This is a genomic window from Bordetella genomosp. 7 (assembly GCF_002261415.1).
GTDB lineage: Bacteria > Pseudomonadota > Gammaproteobacteria > Burkholderiales > Burkholderiaceae_B > Bordetella_A.
Genome location: NZ_NEVI01000023.1, coordinates 235,171 through 250,256, shown reverse-complemented (window position 1 = coordinate 250,256; position 15,086 = coordinate 235,171). Strand labels below are relative to the sequence as shown.

At 62.4% G+C, this 15,086-nt stretch carries 25 protein-coding genes; 23 read left to right on the top strand and 2 right to left on the bottom strand.

Annotated elements, in window-relative coordinates:
• Genes rplP through rpsQ form a run of 3 tightly spaced genes read left to right on the top strand, consistent with a single transcriptional unit; the run spans position 1 to position 900 of the window.
• Positions 1-417 (top strand): 50S ribosomal protein L16, encoded by a 417-nt coding sequence (gene rplP / locus CAL18_RS18120; RefSeq protein ID WP_026639685.1) that lies wholly within the window; start codon positions 1-3, stop codon positions 415-417.
• A 10-nt stretch (positions 418-427) separates the two neighbouring features.
• On the top strand, positions 428-619 hold the full coding sequence (gene rpmC, locus CAL18_RS18115) for a 50S ribosomal protein L29 (protein WP_003806912.1): 192 nt from the start codon (positions 428-430) through the stop codon (positions 617-619).
• Positions 620-621: 2 nt separating this feature from the next.
• Positions 622-900: a 30S ribosomal protein S17 gene (gene rpsQ / locus CAL18_RS18110; protein WP_026639684.1), complete on the top strand. Its 279-nt coding sequence runs from the start codon at positions 622-624 to the stop codon at positions 898-900.
• Positions 901-1,039: 139 nt separating this feature from the next.
• On the opposite strand, the gene CAL18_RS18105 is transcribed toward rpsQ, so the two are convergent.
• Positions 1,040-2,467, bottom strand: coding sequence for an NAD-dependent succinate-semialdehyde dehydrogenase (locus tag CAL18_RS18105; protein ID WP_026639683.1), 1,428 nt, complete (start codon positions 2,465-2,467; stop codon positions 1,040-1,042).
• Between the two features lie 536 nt (positions 2,468-3,003).
• On the opposite strand from CAL18_RS18105, the gene rplN reads away from it, so the two are divergent.
• From rplN to rplQ, 18 genes are all read left to right on the top strand, one after another.
• Entirely contained in the window at positions 3,004-3,372 is a 369-nt protein-coding gene (gene rplN / locus CAL18_RS18100) for a 50S ribosomal protein L14 (RefSeq protein ID WP_005017313.1), read from the top strand.
• 10 nt (positions 3,373-3,382) lie between these two features.
• Complete coding sequence (gene rplX / locus CAL18_RS18095) at positions 3,383-3,703, top strand: 50S ribosomal protein L24 (protein WP_026639682.1); 321 nt, start codon at positions 3,383-3,385, stop codon at positions 3,701-3,703.
• A 12-nt stretch (positions 3,704-3,715) separates the two neighbouring features.
• Positions 3,716-4,255 (top strand): 50S ribosomal protein L5, encoded by a 540-nt coding sequence (gene rplE, locus CAL18_RS18090; protein WP_026639681.1) that lies wholly within the window; start codon positions 3,716-3,718, stop codon positions 4,253-4,255.
• Positions 4,256-4,267: 12 nt separating this feature from the next.
• Positions 4,268-4,573: a 30S ribosomal protein S14 gene (rpsN, locus tag CAL18_RS18085; protein WP_094797606.1), complete on the top strand. Its 306-nt coding sequence runs from the start codon at positions 4,268-4,270 to the stop codon at positions 4,571-4,573.
• A gap of 11 nt (positions 4,574-4,584) precedes the next feature.
• Positions 4,585-4,980, top strand: a complete 396-nt coding sequence (rpsH, locus tag CAL18_RS18080; RefSeq protein WP_026639679.1) for a 30S ribosomal protein S8 — start codon at positions 4,585-4,587, stop codon at positions 4,978-4,980.
• A gap of 11 nt (positions 4,981-4,991) precedes the next feature.
• Complete coding sequence (gene rplF, locus CAL18_RS18075; RefSeq protein ID WP_026639678.1) at positions 4,992-5,525, top strand: 50S ribosomal protein L6; 534 nt, start codon at positions 4,992-4,994, stop codon at positions 5,523-5,525.
• Positions 5,526-5,546: 21 nt separating this feature from the next.
• Positions 5,547-5,912 carry a 50S ribosomal protein L18 gene (rplR, locus tag CAL18_RS18070; protein WP_026639677.1) on the top strand — a complete coding sequence of 122 codons (366 nt, stop codon included), beginning with the start codon at positions 5,547-5,549 and terminating at the stop codon, positions 5,910-5,912.
• A 15-nt stretch (positions 5,913-5,927) separates the two neighbouring features.
• Entirely contained in the window at positions 5,928-6,449 is a 522-nt protein-coding gene (rpsE, locus tag CAL18_RS18065; protein WP_026639676.1) for a 30S ribosomal protein S5, read from the top strand.
• A 3-nt stretch (positions 6,450-6,452) separates the two neighbouring features.
• The gene (gene rpmD / locus CAL18_RS18060) at positions 6,453-6,638 is read left to right on the top strand and encodes a 50S ribosomal protein L30 (protein ID WP_026639675.1); all 186 of its coding nucleotides are present in this window, start codon (positions 6,453-6,455) and stop codon (positions 6,636-6,638) included.
• Positions 6,639-6,647: 9 nt separating this feature from the next.
• On the top strand, positions 6,648-7,088 hold the full coding sequence (rplO, locus tag CAL18_RS18055; RefSeq protein ID WP_026639674.1) for a 50S ribosomal protein L15: 441 nt from the start codon (positions 6,648-6,650) through the stop codon (positions 7,086-7,088).
• A 14-nt stretch (positions 7,089-7,102) separates the two neighbouring features.
• Entirely contained in the window at positions 7,103-8,431 is a 1,329-nt protein-coding gene (secY, locus tag CAL18_RS18050; protein ID WP_026639673.1) for a preprotein translocase subunit SecY, read from the top strand.
• A 9-nt stretch (positions 8,432-8,440) separates the two neighbouring features.
• Positions 8,441-8,659, top strand: coding sequence for a translation initiation factor IF-1 (gene infA, locus CAL18_RS18045; RefSeq protein ID WP_003806927.1), 219 nt, complete (start codon positions 8,441-8,443; stop codon positions 8,657-8,659).
• A gap of 33 nt (positions 8,660-8,692) precedes the next feature.
• The gene (rpmJ, locus tag CAL18_RS18040) at positions 8,693-8,806 is read left to right on the top strand and encodes a 50S ribosomal protein L36 (protein ID WP_003806928.1); all 114 of its coding nucleotides are present in this window, start codon (positions 8,693-8,695) and stop codon (positions 8,804-8,806) included.
• A gap of 42 nt (positions 8,807-8,848) precedes the next feature.
• On the top strand, positions 8,849-9,214 hold the full coding sequence (gene rpsM, locus CAL18_RS18035) for a 30S ribosomal protein S13 (protein ID WP_012251748.1): 366 nt from the start codon (positions 8,849-8,851) through the stop codon (positions 9,212-9,214).
• 15 nt (positions 9,215-9,229) lie between these two features.
• Complete coding sequence (gene rpsK, locus CAL18_RS18030; RefSeq protein ID WP_006216516.1) at positions 9,230-9,631, top strand: 30S ribosomal protein S11; 402 nt, start codon at positions 9,230-9,232, stop codon at positions 9,629-9,631.
• 11 nt (positions 9,632-9,642) lie between these two features.
• Positions 9,643-10,266, top strand: a complete 624-nt coding sequence (rpsD, locus tag CAL18_RS18025) for a 30S ribosomal protein S4 (protein ID WP_026639672.1) — start codon at positions 9,643-9,645, stop codon at positions 10,264-10,266.
• Between the two features lie 195 nt (positions 10,267-10,461).
• Entirely contained in the window at positions 10,462-11,448 is a 987-nt protein-coding gene (locus tag CAL18_RS18020; RefSeq protein WP_026639671.1) for a DNA-directed RNA polymerase subunit alpha, read from the top strand.
• 192 nt (positions 11,449-11,640) lie between these two features.
• On the top strand, positions 11,641-12,036 hold the full coding sequence (rplQ, locus tag CAL18_RS18015; RefSeq protein WP_026639670.1) for a 50S ribosomal protein L17: 396 nt from the start codon (positions 11,641-11,643) through the stop codon (positions 12,034-12,036).
• Between the two features lie 111 nt (positions 12,037-12,147).
• Here rplQ and CAL18_RS18010 read toward each other — a convergent pair whose 3' ends face one another.
• Positions 12,148-12,585 (bottom strand): HIT family protein, encoded by a 438-nt coding sequence (locus CAL18_RS18010; RefSeq protein WP_094818464.1) that lies wholly within the window; start codon positions 12,583-12,585, stop codon positions 12,148-12,150.
• An 87-nt stretch (positions 12,586-12,672) separates the two neighbouring features.
• Here CAL18_RS18010 and cutA point away from each other — a divergent pair, with 87 nt between their 5' ends.
• Both cutA and dsbD read left to right on the top strand, forming a co-directional pair.
• Positions 12,673-13,014, top strand: a complete 342-nt coding sequence (gene cutA, locus CAL18_RS18005) for a divalent-cation tolerance protein CutA (RefSeq protein WP_094797605.1) — start codon at positions 12,673-12,675, stop codon at positions 13,012-13,014.
• 68 nt (positions 13,015-13,082) lie between these two features.
• Positions 13,083-14,972 (top strand): protein-disulfide reductase DsbD, encoded by a 1,890-nt coding sequence (gene dsbD / locus CAL18_RS18000; protein ID WP_094818463.1) that lies wholly within the window; start codon positions 13,083-13,085, stop codon positions 14,970-14,972.
• Positions 14,973-15,086 lie beyond the last annotated feature (114 nt).

Below are 15,086 nucleotides of genomic sequence, written 5' to 3'. Positions count from 1 at the left end.
ATGCTGCAACCCTCTCGCAGAAAATATCGCAAAGAGCACAAGGGCCGCAACACTGGCCTGGCCTCGCGCGGTACCAACGTTTCGTTTGGTGAGTTCGGCCTGAAGGCCACTGGCCGCGGCCGTCTGACCGCTCGCCAGATCGAAGCCGCTCGTCGTGCCATCAACCGTCACATCAAGCGTGGCGGCCGTATCTGGATTCGCATTTTCCCGGATAAGCCGATCTCGCAAAAGCCTGCCGAAGTCCGGATGGGTAACGGTAAAGGCAACCCGGAATTCTGGGTCGCCGAAATCCAACCCGGCAAGGTGCTCTACGAAATGGAAGGCGTGAGCGAAGAGCTGGCGCGCGAGGCGTTCCGCCTGGCTGCGGCCAAGCTGCCGATCTCGACCACGTTCGTCGCGCGTCATATCGGTGCTTAAGGAGTACACAATGAAAGCCAGCGAACTCCGTTCGAAAGACGCCGCCGAGCTCGGTAAAGAACTCGAAAGCCTGCTGAAGGCGCAATTCGGTCTGCGCATGCAGAAGGCCACGCAGCAGCTTGCCAACACCAGCCAGCTGCGCAACGTGCGGCGCGACATCGCGCGCGTGCGTACCTTGCTGACCGAGAAGGCAGGGAAATAATCATGAGCGAAACTCAAACTACTCAACCCAAGCGCCAGCGTACGCTGGTTGGCAAGGTCGTCAGCAACAAGATGGACAAGACTGTGGTCGTTCTGGTCGAACGCCGCGTCAAGCACCCCATCTATGGCAAGATCGTCATGCGTTCCGCAAAGTACAAGGCGCACGACGAGTCGAACCAGTACAACGAAGGCGACACTGTCGAAATCGCGGAAGGCCGTCCCATCTCGCGTTCCAAGTCGTGGAGCGTGGTGCGTCTGGTCGAAGCGGTGCGCATCATCTAATGGTGCAGCAGGGCGGTACGCCGCCCTGACATGAGAACGGCAAGGATTGCTCCTTGCCGTTTTTTTTTGCCCTTCCAGGCGGTCAGGCACCGTGCGGGAGCCTGACGCCTGGCGCAGGCCCCCTTGCACCAAGCTGGGCCTACACGTGCGTGATGAACTTGGTGACCAGGTATCCGTCAAAGGTTTCCAGGCCACCTTCGCTGCCGATGCCGCTGTCTTTGATGCCGCCGAAAGGCGTCTCGGCCAGCGCACTGCCGAAGTGGTTGATATTGACCATACCCGCCTCGAGCCCATTGCTGACCTTGGTCGCGGTCTGCAACGAGTTCGTGAACACGTACGACGACAGGCCGAAAGGCAGGCTATTGGCGCGCCGCAGGACTTCGTCGGTGTCTTTGAAGCGAACCACCGGCGCCAAGGGGCCGAACGGTTCTTCGGTCATCAACATCGAATCATCAGGCACCTCGGTAACCACCGTGGGCGAGAAGAAGTAGCCCTTGCGGTCCATCGGCTCGCCGCCCAGCGCAATCTTGCCGCCACGCTGGCGGGCGTCTTCCACGAATTTGCTCATGGCGGGCACGCGGCGTTCGTGCGCCAGGGGCCCCATCTGGGTGCCTTCCTGCAGCCCGTCGCCCACCTTTACGCCTTTGAGCACTTCGGTAAAACGGGCAAGGAACTCTTCGTAGGCCTTTTCCTGTACATAGAAGCGGGTCGGCGACACGCAAACCTGGCCGGCATTGCGGATCTTGAACTTCGCCAGCATCTCGGCAGCCCGGCCGACGTCGGCGTCATCGAACACCAGCACCGGGGAATGGCCGCCCAGTTCCATCGTTACGCGCTTCATGTGCGCGCCTGCCAGCGCGGCCAGCTGCTTGCCCACCGGCACCGAGCCGGTGAACGAGACCTTGCGCACGATGGGCGAACGGATCAGGTAGTCGGATATCTTGGCGGGCTCGCCCCAGACAACGTTCAGGCACCCCTTGGGCAGGCCGGCTTCGTGGAACATGCGGGCGATTGCCATGACCGCGCTGGGCGAGTCTTCGGGGCCTTTCAGGATAACCGTGCAACCGGCGCCCAGGGCGGCGGCGATCTTGCGAATAGCCTGGTTGTAAGGGAAGTTCCAGGGGGTAAACGCGGCGCATACGCCGATGGGTTCGCGTACGACAAACTGGCGCACGTTCGGGTTGCGCGGCGGAACGACCCGCCCGTAGATGCGTCGGCATTCTTCCGCGTGCCAGTCGGCATGTTCGGCGCAGGAGGTGATCTCGCCCACCGACTCGGCCAGCGGCTTGCCCTGATCCAGCGTCATGTTGCGGCCGATTTCCTGGGCGCGCTCGCGCGACAGCGACGCCACCTTGCGCAAAATAGCCGAGCGCTCCATGGGCGAACTGTGCTTCCAAGATTCGAAGGCGCGTTGGGCAGAGGCGAGCGCACGATCCAGGTCGGCTTCGGTGGCATGCGGCAATTGGCCCAGCACCTCAAGCGTGGCCGGATTGATGACATCTTGCGTGCGGCGGCCTTCGCCGGCCAGGAATTCGCCGTCGATATACAGCGCCAATTGTTCGTACATTCCAGAGTTCCTTGCGAAAGAAAGGGGCAGTAAAGTGCCTCTCAGTCTAAACCAGCTTGGCCGGCTGTGCTTGGTCCACTGTGCCACCCCAGCCGGGGGCCAATTGCGGCAGGTGGCGCTGGCCCGGACCGGCCCGCCGGGCGCGGCCTGCGCGCGCCGCCTGCGCGCGCCCGCAAATTTCAGGGACGCACCGGGGCCGCCCTGCCTTGCCGCGCGGACGCAACACCTGCCCGGCGGCACACCAAATGATTGGGCGCCAGGACTTGCATGTTGCCCTCGGCCGGGGTAGAATTGACAGCTTTCCCGACTTATCGTTATTGATTTGCACGGTATTTGCAGGCTGGTCCTGCGGGCCGTCAGGGCAATTAGCGGTGGCGGGAGAAGCATCCGCAGGATTTCAACCCAGGGTCGCGGCATTGCCTTTGAAGATTGTCTTTAAAGCGGGCGGCGGACCTGACGGGACCAAAACTGGCGGGAAATGCGGGGTTTCCAGGGTGGAAAACCATGTTTCCGGTTAAGTTGGAACAGGAAAAATCATGATCCAAATGCAGACCACGCTGGACGTGGCCGACAACACCGGTGCGCGCGCTGTCATGTGCATCAAGGTGCTCGGTGGCTCCAAGCGCCGTTATGCCGGTATCGGCGACATCATCAAGGTGAGCGTCAAAGATGCAGCCCCCCGCGGCCGCGTCAAGAAAGGCGAAATCTACAACGCCGTGGTGGTTCGCACCGCCAAGGGCGTGCGCCGCAAAGACGGTTCGCTGATCCGCTTCGGTGGCAATGCCGCCGTATTGCTCAACGCCAAGCTGGAGCCTATCGGCACCCGCATCTTCGGACCCGTTACGCGCGAACTGCGTACCGAGAAGTTCATGAAGATCGTGTCGCTGGCCCCCGAAGTGCTGTAAGGAGCCCTCGATGAACAAAATCCGTAAAGGCGACGAAGTCATCGTCCTGACCGGCCGCGACAAGAAGCGGCGCGGTACCGTGCTGGCTCGCGTCGATGCCGACCACGTTCTGGTCGAGGGCGTCAACGTCGTCAAGAAGCACGTCAAGGCCAATCCCATGGCCAACAATCCGGGCGGTATCGTCGAAAAGACCCTGCCGATCCATATTTCCAATGTGGCGCTGTTCAACCCGGCCACGGGCAAGGGCGATCGCGTCGGTGTCCAAGTGATCGACGGTCGCAAGGTCCGCGTGTTCCGTTCCAATGGCGCCGTTGTTGGCGCCAAGGCGTAAGGGGCGACACACATGTCTCGTTTGCAAGATCTTTACAAAAGCAAGGTTGCTCCTGAGCTGCAGGGCAAGTTTGGCTACAAGAGCCTGATGGAAGTGCCGCGCATCACCAAGGTCACCCTGAACATGGGTGTCTCGGAAGCGGTTGCCGACAAGAAGGTTATCGAGCATGCCGTGGCCGACCTGGCCAAGATCGCCGGCCAGAAGCCCGTGGTGACGAAGACCCGCAAGGCTATTGCCGGCTTCAAGATCCGCGAAAACTACCCGATCGGCTGCATGGTCACGCTGCGCGGCCAGCGCATGTACGAATTCCTGGATCGCCTGGTGGCGGTGGCGCTGCCTCGCGTGCGCGACTTCCGCGGCATCTCGGGCCGTGCCTTCGATGGTCGTGGCAACTACAACATCGGTGTGAAAGAGCAGATCATTTTCCCCGAGATCGAGTACGACAAGATCGACGCGTTGCGTGGGCTGAACATCAGCATCACCACTACCGCCAAGACCGACGAAGAAGCCAAGGCGCTGTTGACCGCCTTCAGCTTCCCGTTCCGTAACTAAGAGGCTGATGACGTGGCTAAACTTTCCCTCATCAATCGCGACATCAAGCGCGCCAAGCTGGCCGACAAGTACGCCGCCAAGCGCGCCGAACTGAAGGCGATCATCGACGACCAGTCGAAGACCGACGAAGAGCGTTACCAAGCTCGGCTGAAGCTGCAACAACTGCCGCGCAATGCCAACCCGACGCGCCAGCGTAACCGCTGCGCCGTTACCGGCCGTCCGCGCGGCGTCTTCCGCAAGTTTGGCCTGACCCGCCACAAACTGCGTGAAATGGCGATGAAGGGTGAAATTCCCGGCATCACCAAGGCCAGCTGGTAGGAGAATAAAACATGAGCATGAGCGATCCCATCGCCGATATGCTGACTCGCATTCGCAATGCGCAGCAAGTTGACAAAGTTACGGTGAGCATGCCCTCCTCGAAGCTGAAGGCGGCTATCGCCGCCGTGCTGCGGGACGAAGGCTACATCGACGGCTTTGAAGTCAAGGGCACCCCGGCCAAGCCGGAGCTGGAAATCACCCTGAAATACTACGCCGGCCGTCCGGTCATCGAGCGCATCGAACGCGTCTCGCGCCCCGGCCTGCGTATCTACAAGGGCCGCAGCAACATTCCTCAGGTCATGAACGGCCTGGGCGTGGCCATCGTTTCGACCTCGCGCGGCGTCATGACCGACCGCAAGGCCCGTGCAAACGGCGTCGGCGGCGAAGTGCTGTGCTACGTGGCCTAAGGAGATCTTGAATGTCACGTATCGCTAAGTATCCGGTCGAGCTGCCCAAGGGTGTTGAAGCCAACATCCAGCAGGATCAGATTACCGTCAAGGGCCCGCTGGGCACGTTGACCCAGGCGTTGACCGGTGACGTCAACATCACCCTGGACGACGGCAAGCTGACGTTTGTTGCCGCCAACGACTCGCGCCATGCCGGCGCCATGTCGGGTACCGTGCGCGCCCTGGTGGCCAACATGGTCACCGGCGTGAGCAAGGGCTTCGAACGCAAGCTGAACCTGGTTGGCGTGGGTTTCCGCGCCCAGGCCCAGGGTGATGCCGTCAAGCTGCAGCTCGGCTTCTCGCACGACATCGTGCACAAGCTGCCCGCTGGCGTGAAGGCTGAATGCCCGAGCCAGACGGAAATCATCATCAAAGGCCCCAACAAGCAAGTCGTCGGTCAGGTGGCCGCTGAAATCCGCGCCTATCGCGAACCCGAACCCTACAAGGGCAAGGGCGTGCGTTATGCGGACGAGCGCGTCATCATCAAAGAAACCAAGAAGAAATAACGGCGCACGCAAGGACGAATCATGGACAAAAAAGTTTCCCGTTTGCGTCGTGCGGTTGCGACCCGTCGGAAGATTTCCGAGCTGCGCGTTCATCGCCTCTCGATCTTCCGCTCGAACCTGCACATCTACGCCAACATTATTTCGCCGGAAGGCGATCGCGTGCTGGTCAGCGCTTCCACGCTGGAACCCGAAGTGCGTGCGCAGCTGGCCGGTCAAACCGGCCAGGGCGGCAACACTGCCGCTGCGACGCTGGTGGGCAAGCGCGTTGCCGAAAAGGCCAAGGCGGCCGGCATCGAGCTGGTGGCTTTCGATCGCTCGGGCTTTCGTTACCATGGCCGCGTGAAGGCGCTGGCCGATGCCGCGCGTGAAGCCGGCCTGAAGTTCTAAGCGAGGATCTGTCAAATGGCTAAAGTACAAGGCAAAGGCGCCGCGGAAAAAGAGAACGACGACGGCCTGCGCGAGAAAATGATCGCAGTCAACCGTGTCAGCAAGGTGGTGAAGGGTGGTCGCACCATGAGCTTCGCCGCGCTGACCGTGGTGGGCGACGGCGATGGCCGTATCGGCATGGGCAAGGGCAAGGCTCGCGAAGTGCCGGTGTCGGTTCAGAAGGCAATGGAACAGGCCCGTCGCGGCATGTTCAAGGTTGCCCTGAAGAACGGCACGCTGTATCACTCGGTGGTTGGCAAGCATGGCGCTTCCACCGTGCTGATTTCGCCCGCTGCCGAAGGTACCGGCGTGATTGCCGGCGGCCCGATGCGCGCCATCTTCGAAGTGATGGGCGTGCGTAACGTGGTTGCCAAGAGCCTCGGCTCCAGCAACCCCTACAACATGGTCCGTGCCACGCTCAACGGCCTGCGCGCTTCCCTGACTCCGTCGGAAGTCGCTGCCAAGCGCGGCAAGACTGTTGAAGAGATCCTGGGGTAAATCATGGCTCAGAAGCAGATCAAAGTTACCCTCGTGCGCTCGGTGATCGGCACCAAGCAATCCCACCGCGACACCGTGCGCGGCCTGGGTCTGCGCCGCATCAACAGCAGCCGCGTCCTGGTCGACACGCCCGAGGTGCGCGGGATGATCCGCAAGGTGGATTATCTCGTGACCGTCTCGGAAGCCTAAGGAATTACGATGTCGGAAATCCAACTCAATACGCTGAAGCCCGCCGAGGGCGCCAAGCACGCCAAGCGCCGCGTCGGCCGTGGCATCGGCTCGGGTCTGGGCAAAACCGCCGGCCGTGGCCACAAGGGCCAGAAGTCGCGCTCGGGCGGTTTCCACAAGGTCGGCTTCGAAGGCGGCCAGATGCCGCTGCAGCGCCGCCTGCCCAAGCGTGGCTTCAAGCCCCTGGGTCAGCACCTTTACGCCGAAGTCCGCCTGTCGGACTTGCAGGCCTTGTCCGCCGACGAGGTCGACGTGCAAGTGCTGAAGGCCGCCGGTGTCGTGGGCCAGGCTGTGCGCTACGCCAAGGTCATCAAGTCTGGTGAACTCTCGCGCAAGGTGACGCTCAAGGGCATCACCGCGACGGCCGGCGCGCGCGCCGCCATCGAAGGCGCGGGCGGCTCGCTTGCTTGATTGCGAGGTAACACGTGGCTAATGCACAGGCACTAGGCAAGACCGGATCGCGGTACGGCGATTTGAAGCGCCGGCTCGCGTTCCTGGTGCTCGCCCTGATGGTTTACCGTCTGGGTACGCACATCCCTGTTCCGGGTATCAATCCGGAAGCGCTGGCGGATCTGTTCCGCCAGAACCAGGGTGGAATCCTGGGCCTGTTCAACATGTTCTCGGGCGGCGCGCTGTCGCGCTTTTCGATCTTCGCCCTGGGGATCATGCCGTACATCTCTGCATCGATCATCATGCAGCTGATGGCCGTCGTGGTTCCTTCGCTGGAAGCCCTCAAGAAAGAGGGCGAGGCCGGCCGCCGCAAGATCACCCAGTACACCCGCTATGGCACGGTCGTGCTGGCGCTGGTGCAGGCGGTGGGTATTTCGGTGGCGCTGGAATCCCAGCCGGGCCTGGTGATCGATCCGGGCATGTTGTTCCGCTTCACGACGGTCGTGACGCTGCTGACCGGCACCATGTTCATCATGTGGCTGGGCGAGCAGATCACCGAGCGCGGCCTGGGCAACGGCATCTCGATCCTGATTTTCGCGGGTATCGTAGCCGGTTTGCCTTCGGCTCTGGCCGGGCTGCTGGACCTGGTGCGCACCAACGCGATGGCCGTGCCTTCGGCGCTGTTCATCGTGGCGCTGGTGGTTCTGGTGACTGCGTTCGTGGTGTTCGTCGAACGCGGGCAGCGCAAGATCACTGTCAACTATGCCAAGCGGCAGGTGGGCAACAAGATCTACGGCGGCCAGAGTTCGCACCTGCCGTTGAAGCTGAACATGGCCGGGGTGATTCCGCCGATCTTCGCGTCGTCGATCATCCTGTTTCCCGCTACGATCACGAGCTGGTTCTCGACGGGCGACAGCATGCTGTGGCTGCGCGACCTGGCCGCGGCACTCGAGCCGCGCCAGCCGCTGTACATCACGCTGTATTCCGCCGCGATCATTTTCTTCTGCTTTTTCTACACGGCCCTGGTGTTCAACAGCCGCGAAACTGCAGACAACCTGAAAAAGAGCGGTGCTTTCGTTCCTGGCATCCGTCCGGGTGAGCAGACGGCGCGCTACATCGACAAGATCCTGATGCGCCTGACGCTGGTCGGTGCGCTGTACATCACGTTGGTGTGCCTGCTGCCTGAGTTCCTGGTAATGCGCTGGAACGTACCGTTTTATTTTGGTGGCACGTCCTTGTTGATTATCGTGGTGGTGACGATGGACTTCATGGCGCAGGTTCAGGCCTACATGATGTCGCACCAGTACGATTCCTTGCTGAAGAAGGCGAACTTCAAGGGCTCCTCGGGTTTGCCGATGCGATAGCAGAAGAGAATGTCTAAGGACGACGTCATCCAGATGCAAGGTGAGGTTCTCGAGAACCTCCCCAACGCGACTTTTCGCGTCAAGCTCGAAAACGGCCACGTGGTGCTAGGCCATATTTCCGGCAAGATGCGTATGCATTACATCCGGATCTTGCCGGGCGACAAGGTCACTGTGGAGCTCACGCCCTATGACCTGACGCGGGCAAGAATTGTGTTCCGCTCGAAGTAAACGGACCGGATTACGGAAAATTAGGAGTCAACCATGAAAGTAATGGCATCGGTTAAGCGGATCTGCCGCAACTGCAAAGTTATCAAACGTCACGGCGTGGTGCGCGTCATCTGCACCGACCCGCGTCACAAGCAGCGTCAAGGCTAACCCTGGTTAGCGACACGCAACGGATATATTCAAGGAACAGTCATGGCCCGTATTGCTGGCATTAACATTCCGCCGCAACAGCACGCCGAGATCGGCCTGACCGCCATTTTTGGCATCGGTCGTACGCGCGCTCGCAAAATCTGCGAAGCAGCAAATGTACCCCTTTCCAAAAAGGTCAAGGACCTGACCGACGCTGAACTGGAACGCATCCGCGAACACGTGGGCGTGTTCACGGTCGAAGGTGACCTGCGCCGCGAAGTGCAACTGTCGATCAAGCGCTTGATCGATCTGGGCACCTATCGTGGCATGCGTCACAAGCGCGGTTTGCCCGTGCGCGGCCAGCGCACTCGCACCAACGCCCGCACCCGCAAGGGACCGCGTCGTGCTGCTGCGTCCCTGAAGAAATAATCGAGGAACAGGATAATGGCGAAAGCTTCCACCAGCGGCGCTTCGCGCGTGCGCAAAAAGGTCAAGAAGAACGTCTCGGACGGCATCGCGCACGTTCACGCGTCCTTCAACAACACCATCATCACCATCACCGACCGGCAGGGCAACGCCCTGTCGTGGGCGACATCGGGTGGCGCTGGCTTCAAGGGCTCGCGCAAATCGACGCCGTTCGCCGCGCAGGTGGCCGCCGAGACCGCCGGCCGGGTTGCGCTGGAATACGGCATCAAGACGCTCGAAGTCCGTATCAAAGGCCCCGGCCCCGGCCGTGAGTCGTCGGTGCGTGCTCTGAATGCCCTGGGCATCAAGATCTCGAGCATTGCCGATATCACGCCTGTGCCGCACAACGGCTGCCGTCCGCCGAAGCGTCGTCGTATCTAAAGGGAATCCAAATGGCTCGTTATACTGGACCCAAATGCAAACTCTCGCGCCGCGAGGGTACTGATCTGTTCCTGAAGAGCGCCCGCCGCTCGCTGGATTCCAAGTGCAAGCTGGATTCCAAGCCTGGCCAGCATGGCCGCACTTCGGGCGCCCGCACTTCCGACTACGGCCTGCAGCTGCGCGAAAAGCAGAAGCTCAAGCGCATGTACGGCGTGCTGGAAAAGCAGTTCCGCAAGTACTTTGCCGAAGCCGAGCGCCGTCGTGGCAACACCGGCGAAACCCTGATCCAGCTGCTGGAATCGCGTCTGGACAACGTGGTGTACCGCATGGGCTTTGGCTCGACGCGCGCCGAAGCTCGCCAGCTGGTCAGCCACCGCGCCATCGAAGTCAATGGCCAGACCGCCGACATCGCGTCGATGCTGATCAAGGCCGGCGATGTGATCACGGTGCGCGAGAAGGCCAAGAAGCAAGGCCGTATCCGCGAAGCGCTTGACCTGGCTTCCAGCATCGGCATCCCCCAATGGGTGGAAGTCGACACCAACAAGATGGCCGGCACCTTCAAGTCGGTGCCCGATCGCGCTGACGTCGCTCGCGACATCAACGAATCGATGGTCGTCGAACTGTACTCGCGTTAATCGACACACGCGCGGCCCCGGTGGCCGTGCGACGTGTGCCGCGTATCCGATTGCAGGTCTCGCGAGCCCGCTTCCGCCAATTTTTGCGGGGCGGGCTTTGCGGTAAGTAGCAGGCGGCAATCTGCCGCGCTTTTTCTTGTTTCCATCAGCCTTATCGGTGTAACGAGCCGAGGGTATTGAAAAGGAATACTGTAAATGTCCACTCAAGGTTTTCTGAAGCCGCGTTCCATCGAAGTCGAACCGATCGGCACCCATCATGCCAAGATCGTGATGGAGCCCTTCGAACGCGGCTACGGCCACACGCTGGGCAACGCCCTGCGCCGCATCCTGCTGTCTTCGATGACGGGGTATGCCCCGACCGAAGTGCAAATGACCGGCGTGGTGCACGAATACTCGACCATCCCGGGCGTGCGCGAAGATGTCGTGGACATCCTGCTGAACCTGAAGGGCGTCGTCTTCAAGCTGCACAACCGCGACGAAGTGACCCTGGTGCTGCGCAAGAATGGCGCCGGCACCGTGGTGGCCAGCGATATCGAATTGCCCCACGACGTCGAGATCATCAACCCCGACCACGTCATCTGCAACCTGACCGAAGCCGGCAAGGTTGAAATGCAGATCAAGGTCGAGAAGGGCCGCGGCTATGTGCCGGGCAACGTGCGTGCGTTGTCCGAAGACCGCACCCATACCATTGGCCGTATCGTCCTGGACGCTTCGTACAGCCCCGTGCGCCGCGTGAGCTATGCCGTTGAAAGCGCTCGTGTCGAACAGCGTACCGACCTGGATAAGCTGGTGCTGGACATCGAAACCAACGGCGTGATCTCGCCTGAAGAAGCAGTGCGCCAGTCGGCCCGCATTCTGATGGATCAGATTTCGGTGTTTGCCGCCCTGGAAGGCGCGGGCGATTCGTACGAAGCGCCGGTGCGCGGCACCCCGCAGATCGACCCCGTGCTGCTGCGCCCGGTCGACGACCTGGAGCTGACGGTGCGTTCGGCCAACTGCCTGAAGGCCGAAAACATCTACTACATTGGCGATCTGATCCAACGTACCGAGAACGAGCTGCTCAAGACCCCGAACCTGGGCCGCAAGTCGCTCAACGAGATCAAGGAAGTCCTGGCCGCACGCGGCCTGACCCTGGGCATGAAGCTGGAAAACTGGCCTCCGCTGGGCCTGGAAAGGCCCTGAGGCCAGTTTCGGTGAAGGCAGACTTCGCGTAGCGAAGTTAAGGCCCGAGAGGGCCTGCCGAAACCAAAACACGCTGAATTCAGATCGTCACAGAAGCTTTTTTCACCGGACCGCGGGCTGGCAACAGGCCGATAGAAGAGCCGGGCAACCCGACGGTGCATGCACCGTCTTTAGATTCAAAAGGAACTTATCATGCGTCACGGTAATGGCTTGCGTAAGCTCAACCGCACCAGCAGTCACCGTCTTGCCATGTTTCGCAACATGGCCGTTTCGTTGATCACCCACGAAGCGATCAAGACCACGCTGCCCAAGGCGAAAGAGCTGCGCCGCGTCGTTGAACCTCTGATTACCCTGGGCAAGGAACCCACCCTGGCGAACAAGCGTCTGGCATTTGCCCGTCTGCGTGATCGCGCTGCCGTGGTCAAGCTGTTTGCCGAAATCGGTCCGCGCTACGCGAACCGTAACGGTGGCTACACCCGCGTGCTGAAGATGGGCTTCCGTCAAGGCGACAACGCTCCCATGGCCTACATGGAACTGGTTGATCGCCCTGAAGTTTCGGAAACCGAGGCTGACAACGCTGCCGAGTAAATCCGGCCGGTGAATAAGCGCAAGGGCGGGCTTTCGGGCCCGCCCTTGTTTTTTGTGCGACCCGAAGGCGGCCGGGCGTTGACCGCTGGGGCCGCCGCCTGGCCGGCCGGATCAGCCGCTCGCGAGTTCCCGGCGCAGCTGCGCCGCCGTATCAGTCAGTTGGTCGGCCGGGCATTGGGCCGGCATGATGAACTGCAGGTCTTGCTGCGCGATGTACTGCGTGGATGTGATGTCTTGCGGGTGGTGCATGGGAATCAAGTGGGCATGGGCGTGGGCGACGTGGATGCCGGTATAGACAAAACCCACGCGCTCGACCTGGTATAGCCGCTTCATGGCGCGCGCCAGTTGTTGACCCAGGGCCATGATGCGGCCGGCCAGCGCGTCGGGCATGTCTTCGAAATAGGCATAATGCTGCCTGGGTATGATCAGCACGTGGCCGCGCCGCACCGGCTGGATATCCAGGAACGCCAGGATGTCGTCATCCTGGTGAACAACGTGGGCGGGAATTTGCTGCCGGGCGATACGGCAGAACAGGCAGTTTTCCGACATGGGGCTGGCCTCGGCGGCGATGGCGCGATGCGCGGTGCCGATAAAATACCGTATTGGCGGCTTGGCCGGCCACTTCCAGGAGCTATCATGTCGCGCGACGACGATATCGTGATGGTGATCAGCAATGCGCCGGACCTTCTGCTGGCCAAGCGCATTGCCCACGTGCTGGTCGAAGACGGGCTGGCCGCCTGCGTGAACCTTGGCGCGCCTGTGCTGTCCATCTATAGCTGGAAAGGCGAAATCGAAGGGGCGGACGAGATACCCATGTGGATCAAGACCACCGCGGGCCGGCAGCAGGCGCTGATCGACGCGCTGTCCCGGCTGCATCCCTATGACGTGCCCGAGATCATTGTCGTGCCTGTTATCGGCGGCAGCCCAGCCTACCTGGGCTGGGTGCGCGAACAGGCCGGCGGCCAGCAGCCGCAATAGCGCCCGGGCCGTGGCCCGGAATGTGGAGCCGGCATGGCCGGCCTCATGCAAGCAATAAAGAGATTCCGATGCATCAGTTTCTGGTTCGTGCGCGCCCGGCGTGGCGAGGTTGGTTGCTGGGCTGCCTGGCCCTGCTGGCGGTGTGTGCCGGGTTGGCAAGCCGCCCTGCCGCGGCGCTGACCGAGTCGGATTTCCTGCCTCCCGAACAGGCCTTCGTCTTCAGCGCCGCCATGGCCGCGCCCGACCAGCTCGAGCTGCGTTATCGCATTGCGCCGGGCTACTACATGTATCGCGAGCGTTTTGCGCTTTCAGTAAGCCCCCCGGGCGCGGCAACGCTGGGCGAACCCACGTATCCATCCGGCAAGGTCAAGTATGACCCCACCTTCGAGAAAGACATGGAGGTTTACTACGACCAAGTCCGCGTCGCCGTGCCTGTTTCCGCAGAGCAACCGTTTACGGTGACGATCACCAGCCAGGGGTGCGCCGATGCAGGGTTGTGTTACCCGCCTGCCGACCACCAGGTGACGCTGGCCCCCGTGGCCGGCGGTTATTCGTTGCAGACGGCGGGCGCGGCGGGGGGCGTGGCGGCCGCCCCGTCAGGCCAGACCGGGTCGCCAACAGGCCTGGGCGCGTTGCTTACGGCGGGCGACCTGGGCCTGGCCGATGCGATCGGCGGCTTGGGCTGGCTGAAAACGGCCGGCGTATTCTTTGTGTTGGGGCTGCTGCTGGCATTTACGCCCTGTGTGTTGCCCATGATTCCCATTCTGTCGTCCATTCTGGTGGGCGGCCAGGGGCAGGAACGCCCGGGCCGCGCGCGTGGGCTCGGTCTGGCCGCAGCGTATGTGCTGGGTATGTCGGTGGTCTATACGCTGCTGGGCGTGGCCGCAGGCCTGAGCGGCGCCGGCCTGGCCGCATGGCTGCAGACGCCCTGGATACTGACCGCGTTCGCCCTTGTACTGGTTTTGCTGGCATTGGCTACGTTCGGCGCGTTCGACTTCCAGGTGCCGGGCGCGATGCAAGGTTGGCTGTCGGCGCGCGCGGCACGGATTCCGGGCGGCCGGGCGGCCGGCGCGCTTGCCATGGGCGCGATTTCTGCGCTGATCCTGGGGCCTTGCGTTGCCGCGCCGCTGGCCGGTGCGCTGCTTTATATCTCGCAGACCGGCGACGTGGTTCTGGGCGGCGCGGCCCTGTTTGCGATGGCCTGGGGGATGGGCGTGCCCCTGCTGGTTGTAGGAGCGTCGTCCGGCGCGTTGTTGCCGAAGGCCGGCCCCTGGATGGACGGCGTCAAGCGCGCGTTCGGGATGCTGCTGCTGGCCACTGCGTGGTGGATGCTGATCCCCGTGGTGCCAACGTGGTTGCAAATGGTGGGATGGGCGTTCCTGGCCGTTGTGGCCGCGGTGATGCTGCGCGCGTTCGACGCCCTGCCCCCCGGCGCGGGAGCGCCGCGCATGTTCGCCAAGGGCCTGGGGGTGTTGCTGGCGCTGGCGGCGGTGGTGTGGCTGGCGGGCGCGGCCAGCGGCGGCCGCGATGTGCTGCAGCCGCTGTCTCATCTGGCCCAGCGCACCGCAGGCACGCAGGTGGCCGCAGCCGCCACGGGCCCGGTGGAATTTGTGCGGGTTCGCAGCAATGCGGAACTCGACGCCCTGCTGGCGCAAAGCAGCCGGCCCGTGATGCTTGATTTCTACGCCGACTGGTGCGTGTCGTGCCGCGAAATGGAGCGCTTTACGTTTTCGGATCCGGGCGTGGCAAGCCGTATGTCGCAACTGCTGCTGGTGCAGGCCGATGTTACCGAGAACAATGCCGACGACCGTGCGCTGTTGAAGCGGTTCCGTCTGTTCGGCCCGCCGGGGATACTGTTCTTTGCGCCCGGCGGCGCCCCGATTGCCGATGCGCGCGTGATCGGCTTTCAGGATGCCCCGCGTTTTGCGGCGGTGCTGGATCGCGTGCTGGCGCGCTAGCAGCGGGCCGCAGCCCGATACCCGGAAGGCGGCCCCCCGGCCGCCTTGATCATGTGTCTCGTGCACGGCGGTGTCAGGCACCCTGCGGGAGCCCGACACAGGGCAACACCTGCG

Excerpts from the sequence above, each read along its gene's own strand:
- rpsK (WP_006216516.1), top strand. The coding sequence starts at position 9,230 with ATGGCGAAAGCTTCCACCAGCGGCGCTTCGCGCGTGCGCAAAAAGGTC.
- rplQ (WP_026639670.1), top strand. The coding sequence starts at position 11,641 with ATGCGTCACGGTAATGGCTTGCGTAAGCTCAACCGCACCAGCAGTCAC.
- rpsH (WP_026639679.1), top strand. The coding sequence starts at position 4,585 with ATGAGCATGAGCGATCCCATCGCCGATATGCTGACTCGCATTCGCAAT.
- rplX (WP_026639682.1), top strand. The coding sequence starts at position 3,383 with ATGAACAAAATCCGTAAAGGCGACGAAGTCATCGTCCTGACCGGCCGC.
- rpmC (WP_003806912.1), top strand. The coding sequence starts at position 428 with ATGAAAGCCAGCGAACTCCGTTCGAAAGACGCCGCCGAGCTCGGTAAA.
- rplF (WP_026639678.1), top strand. The coding sequence starts at position 4,992 with ATGTCACGTATCGCTAAGTATCCGGTCGAGCTGCCCAAGGGTGTTGAA.
- rplP (WP_026639685.1), top strand. The coding sequence starts at position 1 with ATGCTGCAACCCTCTCGCAGAAAATATCGCAAAGAGCACAAGGGCCGC.
- rpsD (WP_026639672.1), top strand. The coding sequence starts at position 9,643 with ATGGCTCGTTATACTGGACCCAAATGCAAACTCTCGCGCCGCGAGGGT.
- CAL18_RS18020 (WP_026639671.1), top strand. The coding sequence starts at position 10,462 with ATGTCCACTCAAGGTTTTCTGAAGCCGCGTTCCATCGAAGTCGAACCG.
- dsbD (WP_094818463.1), top strand. The coding sequence starts at position 13,083 with ATGCATCAGTTTCTGGTTCGTGCGCGCCCGGCGTGGCGAGGTTGGTTG.
- infA (WP_003806927.1), top strand. The coding sequence starts at position 8,441 with ATGTCTAAGGACGACGTCATCCAGATGCAAGGTGAGGTTCTCGAGAAC.
- CAL18_RS18105 (WP_026639683.1), bottom strand. The coding sequence starts at position 2,467 with ATGTACGAACAATTGGCGCTGTATATCGACGGCGAATTCCTGGCCGGC.
- cutA (WP_094797605.1), top strand. The coding sequence starts at position 12,673 with ATGTCGCGCGACGACGATATCGTGATGGTGATCAGCAATGCGCCGGAC.
- CAL18_RS18010 (WP_094818464.1), bottom strand. The coding sequence starts at position 12,585 with ATGTCGGAAAACTGCCTGTTCTGCCGTATCGCCCGGCAGCAAATTCCC.
- rpsE (WP_026639676.1), top strand. The coding sequence starts at position 5,928 with ATGGCTAAAGTACAAGGCAAAGGCGCCGCGGAAAAAGAGAACGACGAC.
- rpsM (WP_012251748.1), top strand. The coding sequence starts at position 8,849 with ATGGCCCGTATTGCTGGCATTAACATTCCGCCGCAACAGCACGCCGAG.
- rpsQ (WP_026639684.1), top strand. The coding sequence starts at position 622 with ATGAGCGAAACTCAAACTACTCAACCCAAGCGCCAGCGTACGCTGGTT.
- rplR (WP_026639677.1), top strand. The coding sequence starts at position 5,547 with ATGGACAAAAAAGTTTCCCGTTTGCGTCGTGCGGTTGCGACCCGTCGG.
- rpmD (WP_026639675.1), top strand. The coding sequence starts at position 6,453 with ATGGCTCAGAAGCAGATCAAAGTTACCCTCGTGCGCTCGGTGATCGGC.
- rplN (WP_005017313.1), top strand. The coding sequence starts at position 3,004 with ATGATCCAAATGCAGACCACGCTGGACGTGGCCGACAACACCGGTGCG.
- rpmJ (WP_003806928.1), top strand. The coding sequence starts at position 8,693 with ATGAAAGTAATGGCATCGGTTAAGCGGATCTGCCGCAACTGCAAAGTT.
- rplE (WP_026639681.1), top strand. The coding sequence starts at position 3,716 with ATGTCTCGTTTGCAAGATCTTTACAAAAGCAAGGTTGCTCCTGAGCTG.
- rplO (WP_026639674.1), top strand. The coding sequence starts at position 6,648 with ATGTCGGAAATCCAACTCAATACGCTGAAGCCCGCCGAGGGCGCCAAG.